The organism is Soonwooa buanensis (assembly GCF_900167905.1).
Classification (GTDB): domain Bacteria; phylum Bacteroidota; class Bacteroidia; order Flavobacteriales; family Weeksellaceae; genus Soonwooa; species Soonwooa buanensis.
Window position 1 is genome coordinate 93,383 of sequence record NZ_FUYZ01000008.1, and the last position, 15,823, is coordinate 109,205.

The window sequence follows — 15,823 nt, forward strand, 5'->3', positions numbered from 1 at the left end:
TGTTTAAACAAAAAATTTATAAAATGATGAAAAACAAAAGTCCAATTTTTACATACTTTTGTTATAAAATCAATTTGATGAGTTTATTCAACATTATAAACCTGTTTCGGCTTTCCAAGGAAGAAGAAGAAAAAGACACCTACAACGAGATTGAAGAAGGCATTCATTTTCGGGGTCACAATCTTTGGTTATTGGTTTGTGCGATGGCGATTGCATGCATTGGTTTGAATGTTAACAGTCAAGCTGCGGTGATTGGAGCGATGCTGATTTCACCTTTGATGGGACCTGTTGTTGGGCTTTCGTTTGGACTTTCGATTCATGATAAAAATTTGATTCGCCTTTCGGTTTGGAATTGGCTTATCATGATTGTTACTAGTCTTTTGGCGTCCACAATTTATTTTATGATTACGCCTTTTCATTCGGAAACGAGTCAGTTGGAGGCTTTTAAAGAAGCCACAGTTTTCGATTGTATGATTGCGCTTTTCGGAGGTTTGGCTTGGTTTATTGGGATTACTCGAAAAGAAGCAATTAAAACTATTGCGGGAGTTGCGGTTGCGACGGCGTGTATTCCACCGCTTTGTACGGCTGGTTTTGGTTTAGCGAACGGAAATTGGGACTATTTTTTCGGTGGTTTGTATTATTATTTGGTGAATTGTGTGTTTATCGGGATTGGAACGTGGATTTTGAGTATTGTTTTGGGTTATCAACGTTATTATTTATTAAATTCTCAAGGGAAAAGTAAGCAGACCACTTTGATTATTACTGTTCTTTCGATTTTGGTTTTAACGCCAAGTATTTTTTTAACCGTTAAAAAATGGAATAAGGAGAATTTTAAAATCGAAGCCGATCAATACATCAATAAAATTGAAGACAGGACACCCGAAATAGCAATTGTAAATTATAAAGCCTTCAAAAAAGGTGATAAAAAATATTTGGATATTACAGTTCTGAACGACTCCACTTTTTTATCGAAAAACGAATTGTACGAACACGATATGTTGAATAAAGACATTGAGTTGGTTTGGCATTATTCTAAGCAAACAACATCTACAAGCAGCGAAATAAAATTTCTACAATCACAAATCAACGATTTGAAGCAAAAATTAAAAGAAACGGAACAGAAATAAAAAAGAGAATCGGTTACAATTCTCTTTTGAAAGTGTACATGCTTGAAAGGGATGTTCCCATTGAGCTAATTACTTTTACAGCTACAAGCTCCCAACCGTCTTGACCTAACTGGTTTAGTACTTCGTCGATTTCTTTTGTGGGAACTTCTGTACTCCAAACACTTTTAGATTTAACTTCAACAGTTTTGTATTCGAAACGTTTTCTCATATCAAGTAAATTTTTCTAAAGATATTTAATTATTCTTTGTGTTGGGTTAATCGCAAGGAGAAACAAAGTTTTATGAAAGTGTAGCGCTTTATTTAAGGAAAACAAAGGCACTTCGTTTACTGAAGTAAAACAAAGAGTTCACTAAAAAAATCTCTTTTAAAAAATAGTATTGACAGAAGCCTTTCAGGGTTTCAAACCCTGAAAGGCTTTTTTATTCGATGAGACAAATCCAGATTTTTGAGGATTTGGGTGGTTCTTTATTGGACGACTTTCTCAACTGCGACCAATTGCGGCCGCGATAGAAGCGGCATCCTTTTGTCTGAGTGAGGCGGCGGAGCGCAGCGGAGCCGACCGACCGAAGACAAAAGATATAGCGGATAGCACGAATTGTCCGCCCAAATAATTTTGCAGTTCGACCGTTGACTAGGACAAAAGAAAAGCCTATTTTTGCATAATAACTCATTGGAACTATGGCAAAACAGGAAGACGTTTTTAAGAAAGTCGTGTCACACGCAAAAGAATATGGTTTTATTTTCCCTTCTAGCGAGGTGTACGACGGGCTTTCGGCAATATACGATTATGGACAAAATGGTGCTGAACTAAAGAATAACATCAAGCAATATTGGTGGAAAGCAATGGTGCAGTTGAACGAAAATATCGTGGGAATTGATTCGGCGATTTTTATGCATCCTACGATTTGGAAGGCTTCGGGACACGTTGATGCTTTCAATGATCCGTTAATTGATAATAAAGATTCTAAAAAACGTTTCCGCGCCGATGTTTTGGTTGAAGATTGGGCGGCGAAGCAGGAAGATAAAGCTGAAAAAGAAATAGAAAAAGCAGCGAAAAGATTCGGCGATGCTTTTAATAAAGCGGAATTTGAATCGACCAATCCAAGAGTTTTGGAATACCGTGCAAAGCAAGATGCAGCGCTGAAAAGATTGGCTCGTTCATTAGAAAATAATGATTTGGCTGATGTGAAAGCTCTAATCGAAGAGTTGGAAATTGCTGATCCTGACACCGGTTCTAAAAACTGGACGGAAGTAAGACAATTCAACTTGATGTTCGGGACGAAATTGGGAGCTTCGGCGGATTCTGCAATGGATTTGTATCTGCGTCCAGAAACGGCCCAAGGGATTTTCGTAAACTATCTAAACGTACAAAAAACGTCAAGACATAAATTGCCTTTCGGGATTGCACAAATCGGAAAAGCTTTTAGAAATGAGATTGTTGCGAGACAATTTATTTTCAGAATGCGTGAATTCGAGCAAATGGAAATGCAATTTTTCGTTCCACCAGGAACAGAATTGGAATTCTACGAGCAATGGAAAACAAAGCGTCTTAACTGGCATTTGGCTTTAGGTTTGGGACAAGAAAATTATAAATTCCACGACCACGAAAAGTTGGCGCATTACGCGAATGCTGCCGCTGATATTGAGTTTAAATTCCCTTTCGGATTTAAAGAATTGGAAGGTATCCACTCGAGAACGGATTTTGACCTTACAGCTCACGAAAAACATTCGGGTAAGAAATTACAATATTTCGATCCAGAAAGAAACGAAAGTTATGTTCCTTATGTTGTTGAAACATCTGTTGGTCTTGACAGATTGTTCTTAGCTATCTTCTCACATTGTCTAAAAGACGAAGTTTTGGAAGATGGATCTGAAAGAACAGTTCTATCTCTGCCACCAGCTTTGGCTCCAGTAAAAGCTGCGATTCTTCCGCTAATGAAGAAAGATGGTTTAGGCGAATACGCAGAAAAAATATTCAATGATTTGAAATATGATTTCAATTTGATTTATGAAGAAAAAGATAGCATCGGTAAGCGTTACAGAAGAAATGATGCTTTGGGTACGCCTTTCTGTATTACGGTTGACCACGATTCGTTAACAGACAACACGGTTACATTACGTGATCGTGACACGATGCAACAAGAGCGTGTTCCGGTTTCTGAACTGAGAAGAATTATCGACGAAAAAGTGAATTTCAGAACGCTTTTGAGTAAAATTTAAGAGATAAAAATATTTAAAAACAAAAACCTTTCTTCGGAGAGGTTTTTTGCTTTTTTAAAACTAAAAATGATTAGAATACGTTTTAAATAAAAACCTTATACTTTTTAAAATAATATATTTGTCAAAAATTTAAAAATGAAAAAAATAATTAGCGCTTTTATAATTTCTGGATTTATTTTATCATGTTCTAGCAGCAATGATGACAATCCGAATAATGAAAATGTAACTCCGATTTTACCAACCAAAATTGTTACAGATAATAACACAACTGAAAATTTTACTTATAAAAACACCACAGAAATTTCTGAAATTAATTTTCTAACTGGTAAAAAAATCTACACTTATGATGGTGAAAATATCTCGAAAGTCAGTATATACGATAAAGATAAATTAGTCCAAACTATCGATTACAAATATGCTGGTTCGCGAGTATCTACGATGACTACAACATTGGCTGACAATAGTAAAATTATCCTGCTTTTGGATTGGATAGACGATACGCATCTAAAATATACTAAAGTAGATGTTGCAAACCCAGTTCCGGTATCTGGCGAATGTTTTTATACAAATGGTAACCTGTCAAAAACCGTTAACATTATTAAAGATGGCGATGTGACGTCAACATTTGAAAATACCTACGAGTATGATAATAAACAAAATCCATATTATAACGTCAAAGGTTTTTACCAAATCAATGTTCTAACACCAGAATTTGGAAAAAATAATGTTACAAAATCTACGATGAAAACGACCTTTACAAGCAGTGCAGGTACGACATCTAGTACAGCAACCAGTACATCAACTTATACTTTTAGTTCAAAAAATGTGCCTGATCAACAGACAACAAAGGGATTAAGCGCTAACGGACAAGCGACGACAAGCATTAAAAACTATTTTTACAACAGATAATAGTCTCAAACAATATTTTAGACAAAAACCTTTCTTCGGAGAGGTTTTTTGTTATTTTAGCGAAAATTTTTAAGCATATTATGAAGAAAATATATCCATTACTATTTCTAGGTTTTTCGAGTTTTTATTTTGGGCAATCTCAAGATTTAGAGAACCTTGCAAATGGCGAAAATGTCCGCTTTAATGCAATTTACGATAAAGCAGGCGAACAAATTGAAGGTTACTTTACACTTTATGATCAAGGAAAAACCGATGACGATAAAAAGAAATTCGAATACTTTTTTTTGGATAAAAATCTAAATGTTGTCGCTAACAAGCAATTTGTTGCGGACAAAACTATTTCGTCTTATGTAGCCTACACCAACGTTAGAGGTAAGTTAACGCTGTCGCCCCGATTGGTTTACAATTATCTAGCGATGAGTGGCGGTGCAAAAGCCTTTGTCCCACCAAGTGATAAAGAAGTCGACCTTGCAACCAACGAAATGAAGGACCGCAACGAAAAATGTTTTGAACAAGGAAAACTTGTAGATTGCCCTTCTGATAAGACTTTGAAAGAATCTCGAAAGGAAGTAAAAGAAGAACGCAAAAAGAATGGTTTTGTAGAGCGCTCCGAGGTTTGGGAAACTAAATACGACAACTATCTTGTCATGAAGCTTGATGATTACGAATCTTATTCTAAAAATGATAAGCTTATCTTATACACGCCCGATGCTAAAGAAATCTGGAGCTTCGAGTACAATAAAGATGGTGCTAAAAAAGTAGACGAAGCGCTTAGAATATTGGCATTAGATGAAGACAAAATTATCTCGATCCTTTCTAGAACCGAAAATAAGAAGAGTGTATTCAGTTTGTTAGTCTTAGACATAAAAACGGGAAATGTTCTTAAAAAAGAAAGTTTGGAGCCTCTAATGGACAAGTTACCAAGCAATGTTAATAAAGAAACAACATTAAAATATTTGTCGGTTATGTACACCCAAACTGGCGATATTGCGAACAGTAAAAATTTTGATGATAAATTGATGCTAGTTGGTCGCGCGTACGAAGACGCTAGTATTACCTATTACAACCTCAATGGCAACGGTTATGTGCGTATGTTGTTGGACAAAAAAACACTGGATGTTTCTTTTGACATGTTCGATTATACCAACGATTTAATAAAATATATTCCAAGCGTTAAAGATGGCGGGAAACTACAAGGTAGCTACTATTTGGCACCGCGAGCAATCTACATGATGAAAGATGGTGGCGTTGGGATTTTAACGGAAATGTACAAAGATGAAGGCTATTATAGTGCTAGCAAAAACAAGGACTTTTACTACATCTATACCGATGAAAAATTCAAAGTTATTGGAGCAAAAATGATCCCGAAAGAAGTTTCAAAATTCTCGTCAACCGACTATCTTTTTGCACAAAACATCAAAGGTGGCGACGATGTAGTTTTCTTTTATAAAGATCTTGTAAAAAATGCGGACAATAAAAAAGTCGTTAATCTTTACATTAACACTTTGATCAAAAACCAGTTCAAACAAGAGATAATCCCGATTAGCACAGAAGAAAATACGATAGTGCCTTATGTTGCGAAAGAAGGTTATATTCTTCTAAATGAGTTTAACAAAAAGGCAAAATACAATCAGGTACGACTAGAAAAACTAAATTACTAAAAACGAAAAGCGAGAATTAATTCTCGCTTTTTTCATAATACTGTCCAATATTTTTTATTTCATCAACACCCAAATTCCACATAAAGGATAAGAATTGTTGATAACTTCGACTTTGTTTGGTCGGTTCGATTTTATCGAGATAACGGTTAAGCGTGTAGGTTTTTCGGGCATCATAAATTTTGTTAAACAACAAGCCTAGATAATATTTTGTAGCTTTATGATCCGGATTATCTTCAAGAATAGCCAAACAATTGTATATGCCTTGTCCGTATTTTTCCGATTCGATAAAGTTTGGAATCAAACGTTCTTTCGCGAGATTTGACAACAAACTAAACTGTGGCGAAGCTTGAGAATTAAGATTAGAAGTTGCCAATTCTGGATAATTTTTTTTCAATAAATTTATTCTAAACTCCAAGTCAGGATGGGTTTTTAAAGAATCCTGAGATACTTTTTCTTGATAATGTTTGTAATTGTATTTAGAAAAATCTTCCATCTTTAGCCAATCTTCTTTGAAGCTTTGCGTCGGAATATTAAAGACTTTTTTATAAATAGAAACATCGATGCTGTCTTCTTTTTTATCGTCAAAATCTTTTAAAAGTTGCAACGACTGCACATAATTAGCAATCGGCAAACCTGTCGTTTTATAATAACTAAAACCTAAAGAATCTGCAGAAATTTCGTTTTTTCGACGTTGTTTCATGTTAGAATATAACAAACTTTTATAAAGCTCAAAAGCTTTGTCATAACGGTTTCCAGAGCGTTTTAGGTTGCTGACTTCTAGTTTTTTGTCTTTATCATTATTAAGTTTAGCAATCAATTTTTTAATTGTGTGCTCCAAAGTCTGATGTGCCAACTCATGACTAATAATTGCATCGAATTCAAATTCATTATTTAAAAAAGCAAAAAGTCCCAGGTTGACAACCAAAGTTTTATCTCCAAAATTGTAAGCATTTGGCTCGTTATCTTTCGCAATTAAAATGCTAAAATCTGTCGGAATAGTCGGATTTTTGGAGGCAATATAATTAACACGATCTTTTGTATAACTCACAAAACGATCGTCAAAACTATACATTTTATCTTTGATGTCTTCGGTCACACTTTTCTGAAAATTAGTAAAAACATTAACCAATTCTCGCGCTTCTTGACCGCTATATTTCTTTTTTAAAGCTTTATTAAATTGCTCACCTCGTGTTTTATAAAGTTCCAAAAATGCTTTTCTTTTGGCATAATCGGCAGTATCAATTTTAAAATTTTGAGCGGAAAAAAGTTTTAATAAAAGTAAAAAAACAATGATGTAGAGTTTCTTCATTCGGTGTTTTAATTTTTACAAATATAATGTCAAATTATACAATTTAGAAAATATTATCTTCGTATTAATTTCAATCTAATGATGTCAAACGAAATCATCACTTTTTCTGCTAAAATTGTACAACACGAAGATATAAATGCCGCTTATGTTGCTTTTCCTTTTGATGTTCAAAAATTGTTTGGGACTAAAGGACAAGTCAAAATAAAAGTCATTTTTGATGATCGAGTAGAATACCGCGGAAGTCTTGCTAACATGGGTTTTGGACATTGTGTAGGCTTAACACAAGCCGTTAGAAAACAACTTGGAAAAAGCTTTGGAGATCAAGTTGATGTTAAACTTTGGAAAGATGAGGAAGAAAGAGTAGTGGTGGTTCCTGATGATATTAAAATTCTGCTGGATGAGAACCAAAAAGCCAAAGAACTTTACGAAAAAATGTCCTACACGCACCGTAAAGAATACATCCGTTGGATAGAGGAAGCCAAAAAAGAAGAGACACGCGAACGTCGAAAAATAAAAATGATCGAGATGATCTTGGACGGAAAAAAAGGGATTTGAAACTGCTTCAAATCCCTTTTTATTTAATCCTAGTTTTGGTAAGTTATTTAACTTTAACCAATGGTATTTCGGTGTCACCTTGCGAAATAATCAAAGAATCACCTTTGGTATTTGCAGAAACACCATTTCTTTCATAATGTTCGCCATCTGCAGTTTTGGATTTAAAATCCAACTGATATTTTTGACTATTTGCTGATTCGATGACAAGTGTTTTTCCACTTTTACCAGAAGAAAAAGTCGCCTTCGCACGTGTCCCATCTAATCCTTTGTAAGCAACCGAAGTCTCCATGGTTTGGTTATCATTGCTTGTTTGTTCGGTTGATGTTGTTAATGTATCAACTGTTCCGTTATTATCGACAACGGTCGTTTCTGATGATGAAGATTCAGAAATAACGCCTTTGTTTCCGCCTTCATTTTTTTTGCAAGAAACACTTATTAAACTTAGCAAAATTGTTGCTAAAAGAAGATTTGTTTTCATAGAATTTGGTTGATTTTTAAGTTGTTAAAAGCATGCAAATAACTTTCCAAAAGCAAAATTCCCCGACAAAAATTATCGAGGAATTTTATTTAATAATTTATTTTTTTAAAGATTTAATACCCATTTCAAAAAGTGCAAATGATAACAAATCACCATTTTCACCAATGACTTGGTCTGTAGAACGACCTGCGCCGTGACCTGCATTTTTTTCAATTCTTAATAAAATTGGATTTTTACAAGATTGTTTTTCCTGTAATTCTGCGCCAAATTTAAACGAATGTGCTGGCACAACTCTGTCGTCATGATCACTTGTAATGATCATCGTAGAAGGGTAGCACACGCCTTTTTTAACATTGTGAACCGGCGAATAAGATTTTAGATAATCGAACATTTCTTTAGAATCTTCAGCCGTTCCGTAATCGTAAGACCAACCGGCTCCCGCAGTGAATTTGTTATAACGCAACATATCCAAAACACCAACACCAGGGAAGGCTACTTTTGCAAGATCTGGACGCATTGTCATCGTTGCACCAACTAACAAACCACCGTTAGATCGCCCAGAAAGCGCCATATAATCCTTTGATGTATAAGCTTTGGATTGTAGATATTCTCCTGCTGCGATAAAATCTTCAAACACGTTTTTCTTTTGTTGTTTGGTTCCTGCATCATGCCATTTTTTACCATATTCGCCGCCGCCACGGATATTTGGTACTGCATAAATACCGCCGTTTTCCATCCAGATGGCATTAACCACAGAAAATGCTGGTTGCAAACTAATATTAAATCCACCATAAGAATAAAGGATTGTAGGATTTTTGCCATCCATTTTCAAACCTTTTTTATAGTTGATCATCATCGGGATTTTGGTTCCATCTTTTGATGTGAAGAAAACCTGCTCTGACACAAAATTCTCTGACTGAAAATCCACAATTGGACGTTGCGTTTGACGAGAAGTCCCCGCAGCGATGTTATAACGATACACGCTAGATGGCGTTACATAATTTGTAAACGTGAAATAAACATCTTGATCACTAGATTTTCCGCCAAAACCAGCAATATTTCCTTTACCTGGAAGTTCGATATTTCTAACTAATTTCCCAGTTTTATCATATTGTTTAACCTGATCAATCGCATCAATCATGTAGGTTGCAAAGAAGTAACCACCGCCAGAAGTTATTCCTAAAACATTTTCGGTTTCTGGGATAACATTAGTCCATTTATCAGGTGTTGGATTTGCCATATTTGCCTTTACCAAACGACCATTAGGCGCATCTTTATCTGTGTATATAAATAGATTTTCGCCATCGTTATCAATAACACTTGCATTGATGTCAAAACCTTTTACAAGTTGTACAAAATCACCAGTTTTCTGTAGATCTTTTACGTACAACTCATTGCCGTTGGTAGCATTAGCAGCTGTAATAACTAAGAATCTTTCATCTTCTGTTAGGCTAGCTCCTAGATATCTTCTTGGCATTTTTTCGCCACCAAAAATCAATTTGTCTTCAGATTGTTTTGTTCCTAATTTGTGGAAATAAACCTTGTGTTTATCAGTCATACCAGAAAGTACAGTGCCTTCTTTTGGCTTGTCATAACTAGAGTAGTAGAAGCCTTCATCACCTTGCCATGCAATACCGCTGAACTTAACATCGACCAAAGTATCATCGATTTGTTTTTTGGTTTCTGTGTCGATAATGATAATTTTGTTCCAGTCGCTACCACCTTCGGAGATAGAATATGCCGCTAAATTTCCTTTTTTATTAAAAGAAATATTTGACATTGACGTCGTTCCTTTCTCTGAAAATTTATTAGGGTCAAGAAAAACTTCTGCCGTTTTTAATCTTCTGCTATTGCGATAAAGAACAGACTGCGCTTGTAATCCATCATTCTTATAAAAATAAGTATAAGCTCCTTCTTTGAAGGGCGCAGAGATTTTTTCGTAGTTCCAAAGCTTCTTTAATTGATCTTTAATCTCTTGTCTATAAGGGATTTTCGAAAGATAATCTTGAGAATAAGCAACCTCTTCGTCAACCCATTTTTTAGTCGCTGGAGAATCATTTTCTAGATCGCGATAAGGATCAGCTACTTGCGTCCCAAAATAATTATCAACTTGGCTTCCTTTTTCTGCTTTTGGGTAAGAACCTGATTTCATTTTCTGAGCATAAGTATTGGTAAAAAACATCAAACTGATACTAAGTACAGTATATCTTAACTTCATATAATATTTATTTCTATCAAAAATACAGAAAGTTTCAAAATAAAAAAATCTTTCAGCTTAACCGAAAGATTTAGTTTTAGAAATATTTAATATTTTTTATTTAGCAGATTGACTTAAAAAATATTCAGCTTCCATTTTTCCCCAGTTAGGATCTAGAGGTGTTTTGATTTTGTAAGTCCCGAATTGTGAAATTGCTTGTTTGAAAAGTTCAATTCCTTTCGTTTTACTACCTCCAAATTGCTCAGGTGTGAAGTAAGTATCTTCTGCCTCTAGCACGGTAATTCTTGGGTTATTAGCATCCAACTCTTTAGCTTTTGCCAAATGTTGTTGCGCTTCTTGTCCATAAGTCATAAATCTTGACATAGGATCAACCATCATTTTTAAACTTGCAGACATTTTTTTAAGAACATAAATTTCAGAATTATTTGGGCTAAGTTCGTCCGCTTTCGCAATATATTTATCAGCTTCCGCAGCAACTGCATCCAACTCTGACAATTTGTTTGCGCGCATTAATAATCTACCTTTTTGGATGGTCGAAAATGCTGCGTAGTAATAAGGTAGCCATTGTTTTGATTCTTTAGTTCCGATTCTGTCAAAGTCGTTAGCCAAAGCTGTGAAATCGTCAGGATTCATTGTTGTTTCAACTTTAGATATTTTGTCTGTCATTATTTTATCATAAGCTGATTGCGCAAAAGATTTAACTCCGATAAAAATAAATGCTGCGATTAAGATTAAGTTTTTCATAATATAAATTGTTTGTTGTTTTAATTTCTTGGATCAAATTTAAGTTCAAAAAGTATTTGATTTAAAATAAATTCTACCGAAAGGTCAATTTCTGATGCCGAACCGTTATAGGTTATTGTTAATAGCATCATTGGTTTTGTCAACACCAAAACTTATAAATGCCCCAATAAAAACAAAAGTGTCATAAGCTGGCAAAACTGGACTACGACGCATTCCGTCTTGTGAATAATTATAACCAAACACATTTTTCGTTCCTAAAATATTATTAACACCCAATACAATAACGGTATTTGCTTTGTTGTCGGTACGCCCGATGCTTGGCACATAATTAACACTAAAATTAAGTGCATTGTAATCTTTAAGATAACCTTGATGTCTTATACTACTGTTAAAATCCTGCGTCAAATCATAATAAGGTCGACCAGAAGCGTATGTGTAAGAAAGGTTAAATCCTGTTTTCCAGTTTAAGACAAATTTTTTAGCGACTGCCGAAAGTGTATGTTTTGCAGCAAAAGTTGGTGTTAAACTCGTTGGAAAATTCATGAAATTACGTTCAGTATCTAGATAAGAATAAGTCAACCAATAGTCAATACCTTTGATGGATTTACGATCTCTCCAGAATATCTCCATTCCTTTTGCAAAGCCATTTCCTGAGTTGTCAATCGCTGTTTGGAAATTTGTACTTCCCGCAGTTTTTATCAAATAAGAATAATCTTTGTAGAAAGCTTCCAATCGAAGACTTCGCCCATCTGTATTATGTTGAAGTTGGAAAATGTAGTGATCGGCTTTTTGAAAACCTAATCGCGCATTTGAGTTTATAAATTTACTTTCTGGATTTTGATAATATATACCATAAGCCAACGACGATACCCAAGTATCAGAGATTTTATAAGCCATAGAAACTCTTGGTGCGAGGTTCCATCTATCAAGATAGCTAGAATGTTCAGCTCTTGCGCCAAGGCTCAACGAAAAATTTCGGTTAAAGGCTAAATTGGTTTCTGCAAAGCCAGAAGAAATAAGATCGGTAATATGTTTTTTGTAACTCCCAAACTGAGAATCTTCTATTGAATTATTAAATTCTATACCTGTTCTTAAAACACTTATTTTGCTAATTTTTCGTTCTACAACGGCTTTTGCGTTAACATAATTTCCTTTTGTATAGATTGCAAATGGATCCGAAGCAATGCCATTTTCAACATTTGTAAAATCTAAATTATTTTGATTAAAACTGTAAGAAGCGCTTAAATTAAGTTTATACTTTCCAAATTTTTCTTTGTAGGAAAGAGTTTGGAAGGTGTAATTAGATTTTAGATCAACTTCACTTTTATCAATATTTGGTTCTAAACTAAGATTATTAACGCCCATACTTCCTGTCTGAAAATTGCCATAATATTTGATAAAACCACCTTTTTTAGTTTTAATTCTAAAATTAGCATCCGATCCAAAACCATTAGGACTTTTACTAAAATCTGTGTTGGTATTAAACACGCCATTTATTAATGCAAGGTTGCTGTAATTGGCAGAAACACCCCAAGAAGCGGTTTTAGCTTCATTTAATTTTTGATAATTTGCGCCAGCAAACAAAGGCGACAACGAGAAATCATAAGAAGTTGTGCTCGGCAAATCCACACTTTCTAACAACAAAACCGAAGATAAAGCTTGTCCATATTGCGCAGAATAACCACCGCTAGAAAAAATATTCCCTTTGAATAATGACGTGTTAAAGCGGTCTCGCCCCGATAATCCTGGCGTCGATTGCGAGAAATAATTATTCACCAAAGTCCCATCTATAAAGATTTTAGTTTCGCCAGATGTACCACCGCGAACAAAAAGTCCTTCGGATTCACCGACTTTTTGCACACCTGGTAGATAGCCCAAAGCTGCAGTAACTTGTCCATCGGCTCCTGCAGTTGTATAGATGTCAAGCGGCGTCAGTAGAGCAGTAGCACGCTTTTTATCACTCGCTTCGATGCTTCCTGCAGTAATCACCACCGCATCTATTTCGCTAAGACTTTCTTTTAGATTTGTATTAATTGTAATATCATTTGATTCTACATTAATACTTTGTTCAGAATTTTCATATTTCGGATGTGTAAAAACCAAAATTTTAGCACCTTTTTCATCGGTCTGAAATTTGTAATTACCTTCGGAATCAGTTGTTGCGCCATCATAAGAATCTTTTAAGCTAACATTAACATCTTTAACGGGTTTGTTTTTGTAAAGCACTTTTCCAGATATGTTAACCTGAGCAAACGAAAACGCTGCAACGCTTGTACAAGCTAAAATCATTGTTCTTAATGCAAAATTGGAAGTCATAGTTTGTTGTTTATTTCTGGCTCAAAATTAAATACCAAAATCGTTTATTAAAATTAATTTTTTCTGAACGGTAAAATAACAAGAGTGAATGGTAAATTGTAGTAATTTTGTTGTTATCACAAGCCTTAATCGTAAACAAACTGATTGGCTTATATTTTGTAAAATCAAAAAATAATATAAATCTTAAGATTATGAAACCTATATTTTTACTCGGTGTTTTGGGCGCTGCTGTTGCAGTAACGTCTTGTTCTACGCAAAATAAACACTACACAATCTATCCAAAAAGTGGTACTAATACGCAAGGATATGTAGACTTTTCACAAAAAGGGAAGGAAGTCACCATGAAGCTTAATGTCTATAATTTAAAACCTGGAGAACACGCTATCCATCTTCACGAGAAGGCTGATTGCTCTGCGACTGATGGGACTTCGACTGGTGGACACTGGAATCCTGCTGGCGCACAACATGGAAAATGGGAAACTGAACACTTCCACATGGGTGATATCGGAAACCTAAAAGCTGATGCCAACGGAACGGCACAATTGGAGTTTAAAACTGATAAATGGTGTATAGGATGTAGCGATGAAAGTAAAAATATCATCGGTAAAGCGATCATTATTCATGCTGATAAAGATGATTTCCATACGCAACCAACAGGCAATGCAGGCGGAAGAGTGGCTTGTGTTGAGATAAAATAGATTTGGTCAAAGTAATAATGTTGATTGACCTTACTTATTCTATTAAAATTCTGTATCAAAAAATATTATTAAATAATTTTTGATACAGAATTTTATTTCTAGTTGATTTGATTAGAACTTATTTTGTATTTAAATTAGAAATGTATCCATCGTAACTAATTGGTTGTCTGTCGTTAGCGTTGATGGATAAAAATGCGCTTCCGTTTTTGAATACTTCTAAAATAAATGTTGGTGTATTCGATTGGTCGTTGACATTAATTGTTACCACCCAATTTCCTTTTTTATTTTGCGTTTTTGAAACTCGGAAATCTTTAGATTCGAATCTGAAAGAATTCTTATTAAGATCGCCATAACTTGCGTTGTATAATCTTCCAAAATAGGGAAGTGTCACTTCTAGTTTGTCCGATTTTAAATCAAATCCATAACCACTGTCCAAATTTGTAACTCTTGATGAAGTCGCGCCAGGAATAGAATTCATAACATTAATGACATCCAAATTGGTAGGCAAAGCTGATTTAGCATTAAATGTAAATTCTGCTTTTTCGACGGCTGAATTTACCGCTGTGGTTTCCATATAGTTTTGCGTAGAACACGAACTTAATGATAATAAAGCGAGACAAAATATAATTAAATTAAACTTTTTCATAATTAACTTTTGTTGAGAATACAGCAAAATTAATGCTAATTAGGATTTGATTTCAGATATTTGGAATAATAATTGTTAATTGGAAAATATTTATAAAATCCTAAACTATGAAAGTAACAAAAATATTAGGACTAGGCGCAATATCAATGTCATTGATGGCCTGTGTAACGAATCCCGTAACAGGACGTTCTTCGTTACAAATAGCAAACAATTCTGAGATCGCTACAATGGCCTCTCAAGAATACAAAACGACTTTGTCAAAAGCAAAAGTTATTACTGGTACAGCGGATGCTAACCGTGTAAAAAATGTAGGAAACCGTATAAAACAAGCAGCAGAAAAATACTATACAAGCATTGGTCGACAATCTGACTTGGCAAATTATAATTGGGAGTTTAACCTTTTGCAAGATTCTCAACTTAATGCTTGGTGTATGCCAGGTGGTAAAGTTGCAGTCTATACTGGGATTCTTCCTGTTACTAAGGATGATAATGGTTTAGCTGTTGTTATGGGACACGAAATCTCTCATGCTTTGGCTGGACATGGTAACGAACGTATTTCTCAAGCTATGCTAGCACAATATGGTGGTTCTATTTTGGGAAGTTCTATCAACAACGCACAGTGGGCGAGTATTTTCCAGCAAGTTTATCCAATTGGGGCACAAGTAGGATTATTAGCTTATGGTAGAAAACAAGAGCTAGAAGCTGATAAAATGGGATTATATCTTATGGGGATGGCTGGTTACGATCCAAGAACAGCACCAGCTTTCTGGGAAAGAATGGAAGCTTCTTCTAAAGGAAGTGCAGTACCTCAATTCTTGTCAACTCACCCAAATCCATCGAGTAGAATTGCGGATATTAATGAAGCAATGCCTCAAGCTTTAGAATATTACAAAGCTGCAGGCGGAAAATAAATTTTAAAATTTAAAATAAAAAACGGGCACT

14 protein-coding genes are annotated in these 15,823 nt (G+C 34.8%); 7 read left to right on the top strand and 7 right to left on the bottom strand.

The window, feature by feature from the left end; genetic code table 11:
- The first annotated feature begins 77 nt into the window (after positions 1-77).
- Positions 78-1,127: a DUF389 domain-containing protein gene (locus B5X62_RS11400; protein ID WP_159447651.1), complete on the top strand. Its 1,050-nt coding sequence runs from the start codon at positions 78-80 to the stop codon at positions 1,125-1,127.
- A 13-nt stretch (positions 1,128-1,140) separates the two neighbouring features.
- Here the strand turns inward: B5X62_RS11400 and B5X62_RS11405 are convergent, their stop codons facing one another.
- Positions 1,141-1,335, bottom strand: a complete 195-nt coding sequence (locus B5X62_RS11405) for a DUF4177 domain-containing protein (protein WP_079667554.1) — start codon at positions 1,333-1,335, stop codon at positions 1,141-1,143.
- Between the two features lie 470 nt (positions 1,336-1,805).
- Between B5X62_RS11405 and B5X62_RS11410 the strand changes: the two genes are divergently transcribed.
- The 3 genes from B5X62_RS11410 to B5X62_RS11420 all read left to right on the top strand — a co-directional run bounded on the left by B5X62_RS11410 (position 1,806) and on the right by B5X62_RS11420 (position 5,917).
- A complete protein-coding gene (locus tag B5X62_RS11410; protein ID WP_079667555.1) occupies positions 1,806-3,347 on the top strand; it encodes a glycine--tRNA ligase in 1,542 nt (513 codons plus the stop codon).
- Between the two features lie 135 nt (positions 3,348-3,482).
- A complete protein-coding gene (locus tag B5X62_RS11415) occupies positions 3,483-4,256 on the top strand; it encodes a hypothetical protein (protein ID WP_079667556.1) in 774 nt (257 codons plus the stop codon).
- A gap of 80 nt (positions 4,257-4,336) precedes the next feature.
- Entirely contained in the window at positions 4,337-5,917 is a 1,581-nt protein-coding gene (locus B5X62_RS11420) for a hypothetical protein (RefSeq protein ID WP_079667557.1), read from the top strand.
- Between the two features lie 16 nt (positions 5,918-5,933).
- Here B5X62_RS11420 and B5X62_RS11425 read toward each other — a convergent pair whose 3' ends face one another.
- Positions 5,934-7,226: a M48 family metalloprotease gene (locus B5X62_RS11425; RefSeq protein ID WP_079667558.1), complete on the bottom strand. Its 1,293-nt coding sequence runs from the start codon at positions 7,224-7,226 to the stop codon at positions 5,934-5,936.
- A gap of 78 nt (positions 7,227-7,304) precedes the next feature.
- Between B5X62_RS11425 and B5X62_RS11430 the strand changes: the two genes are divergently transcribed.
- Positions 7,305-7,781 (top strand): YdeI/OmpD-associated family protein, encoded by a 477-nt coding sequence (locus tag B5X62_RS11430; protein ID WP_317041905.1) that lies wholly within the window; start codon positions 7,305-7,307, stop codon positions 7,779-7,781.
- Between the two features lie 43 nt (positions 7,782-7,824).
- On the opposite strand, the gene B5X62_RS11435 is transcribed toward B5X62_RS11430, so the two are convergent.
- The 4 genes from B5X62_RS11435 to B5X62_RS11450 all read right to left on the bottom strand — a co-directional run bounded on the left by B5X62_RS11435 (position 7,825) and on the right by B5X62_RS11450 (position 13,537).
- Positions 7,825-8,259 carry a hypothetical protein gene (locus B5X62_RS11435; RefSeq protein ID WP_079667560.1) on the bottom strand — a complete coding sequence of 145 codons (435 nt, stop codon included), beginning with the start codon at positions 8,257-8,259 and terminating at the stop codon, positions 7,825-7,827.
- A gap of 97 nt (positions 8,260-8,356) precedes the next feature.
- Positions 8,357-10,477: a prolyl oligopeptidase family serine peptidase gene (locus tag B5X62_RS11440; protein ID WP_079667561.1), complete on the bottom strand. Its 2,121-nt coding sequence runs from the start codon at positions 10,475-10,477 to the stop codon at positions 8,357-8,359.
- A 96-nt stretch (positions 10,478-10,573) separates the two neighbouring features.
- Positions 10,574-11,221: a hypothetical protein gene (locus B5X62_RS11445; RefSeq protein ID WP_079667562.1), complete on the bottom strand. Its 648-nt coding sequence runs from the start codon at positions 11,219-11,221 to the stop codon at positions 10,574-10,576.
- 105 nt (positions 11,222-11,326) lie between these two features.
- Positions 11,327-13,537 carry a TonB-dependent receptor gene (locus B5X62_RS11450; protein WP_245797187.1) on the bottom strand — a complete coding sequence of 737 codons (2,211 nt, stop codon included), beginning with the start codon at positions 13,535-13,537 and terminating at the stop codon, positions 11,327-11,329.
- Between the two features lie 191 nt (positions 13,538-13,728).
- On the opposite strand from B5X62_RS11450, the gene B5X62_RS11455 reads away from it, so the two are divergent.
- Positions 13,729-14,235 (top strand): superoxide dismutase family protein, encoded by a 507-nt coding sequence (locus B5X62_RS11455; RefSeq protein WP_079667563.1) that lies wholly within the window; start codon positions 13,729-13,731, stop codon positions 14,233-14,235.
- A 118-nt stretch (positions 14,236-14,353) separates the two neighbouring features.
- Here the strand turns inward: B5X62_RS11455 and B5X62_RS11460 are convergent, their stop codons facing one another.
- The gene (locus B5X62_RS11460; RefSeq protein WP_079667564.1) at positions 14,354-14,881 is read right to left on the bottom strand and encodes a DUF4251 domain-containing protein; all 528 of its coding nucleotides are present in this window, start codon (positions 14,879-14,881) and stop codon (positions 14,354-14,356) included.
- A gap of 107 nt (positions 14,882-14,988) precedes the next feature.
- Between B5X62_RS11460 and B5X62_RS11465 the strand changes: the two genes are divergently transcribed.
- Entirely contained in the window at positions 14,989-15,792 is an 804-nt protein-coding gene (locus B5X62_RS11465) for a M48 family metallopeptidase (RefSeq protein ID WP_079667565.1), read from the top strand.
- Positions 15,793-15,823: the final 31 nt, after the last annotated feature.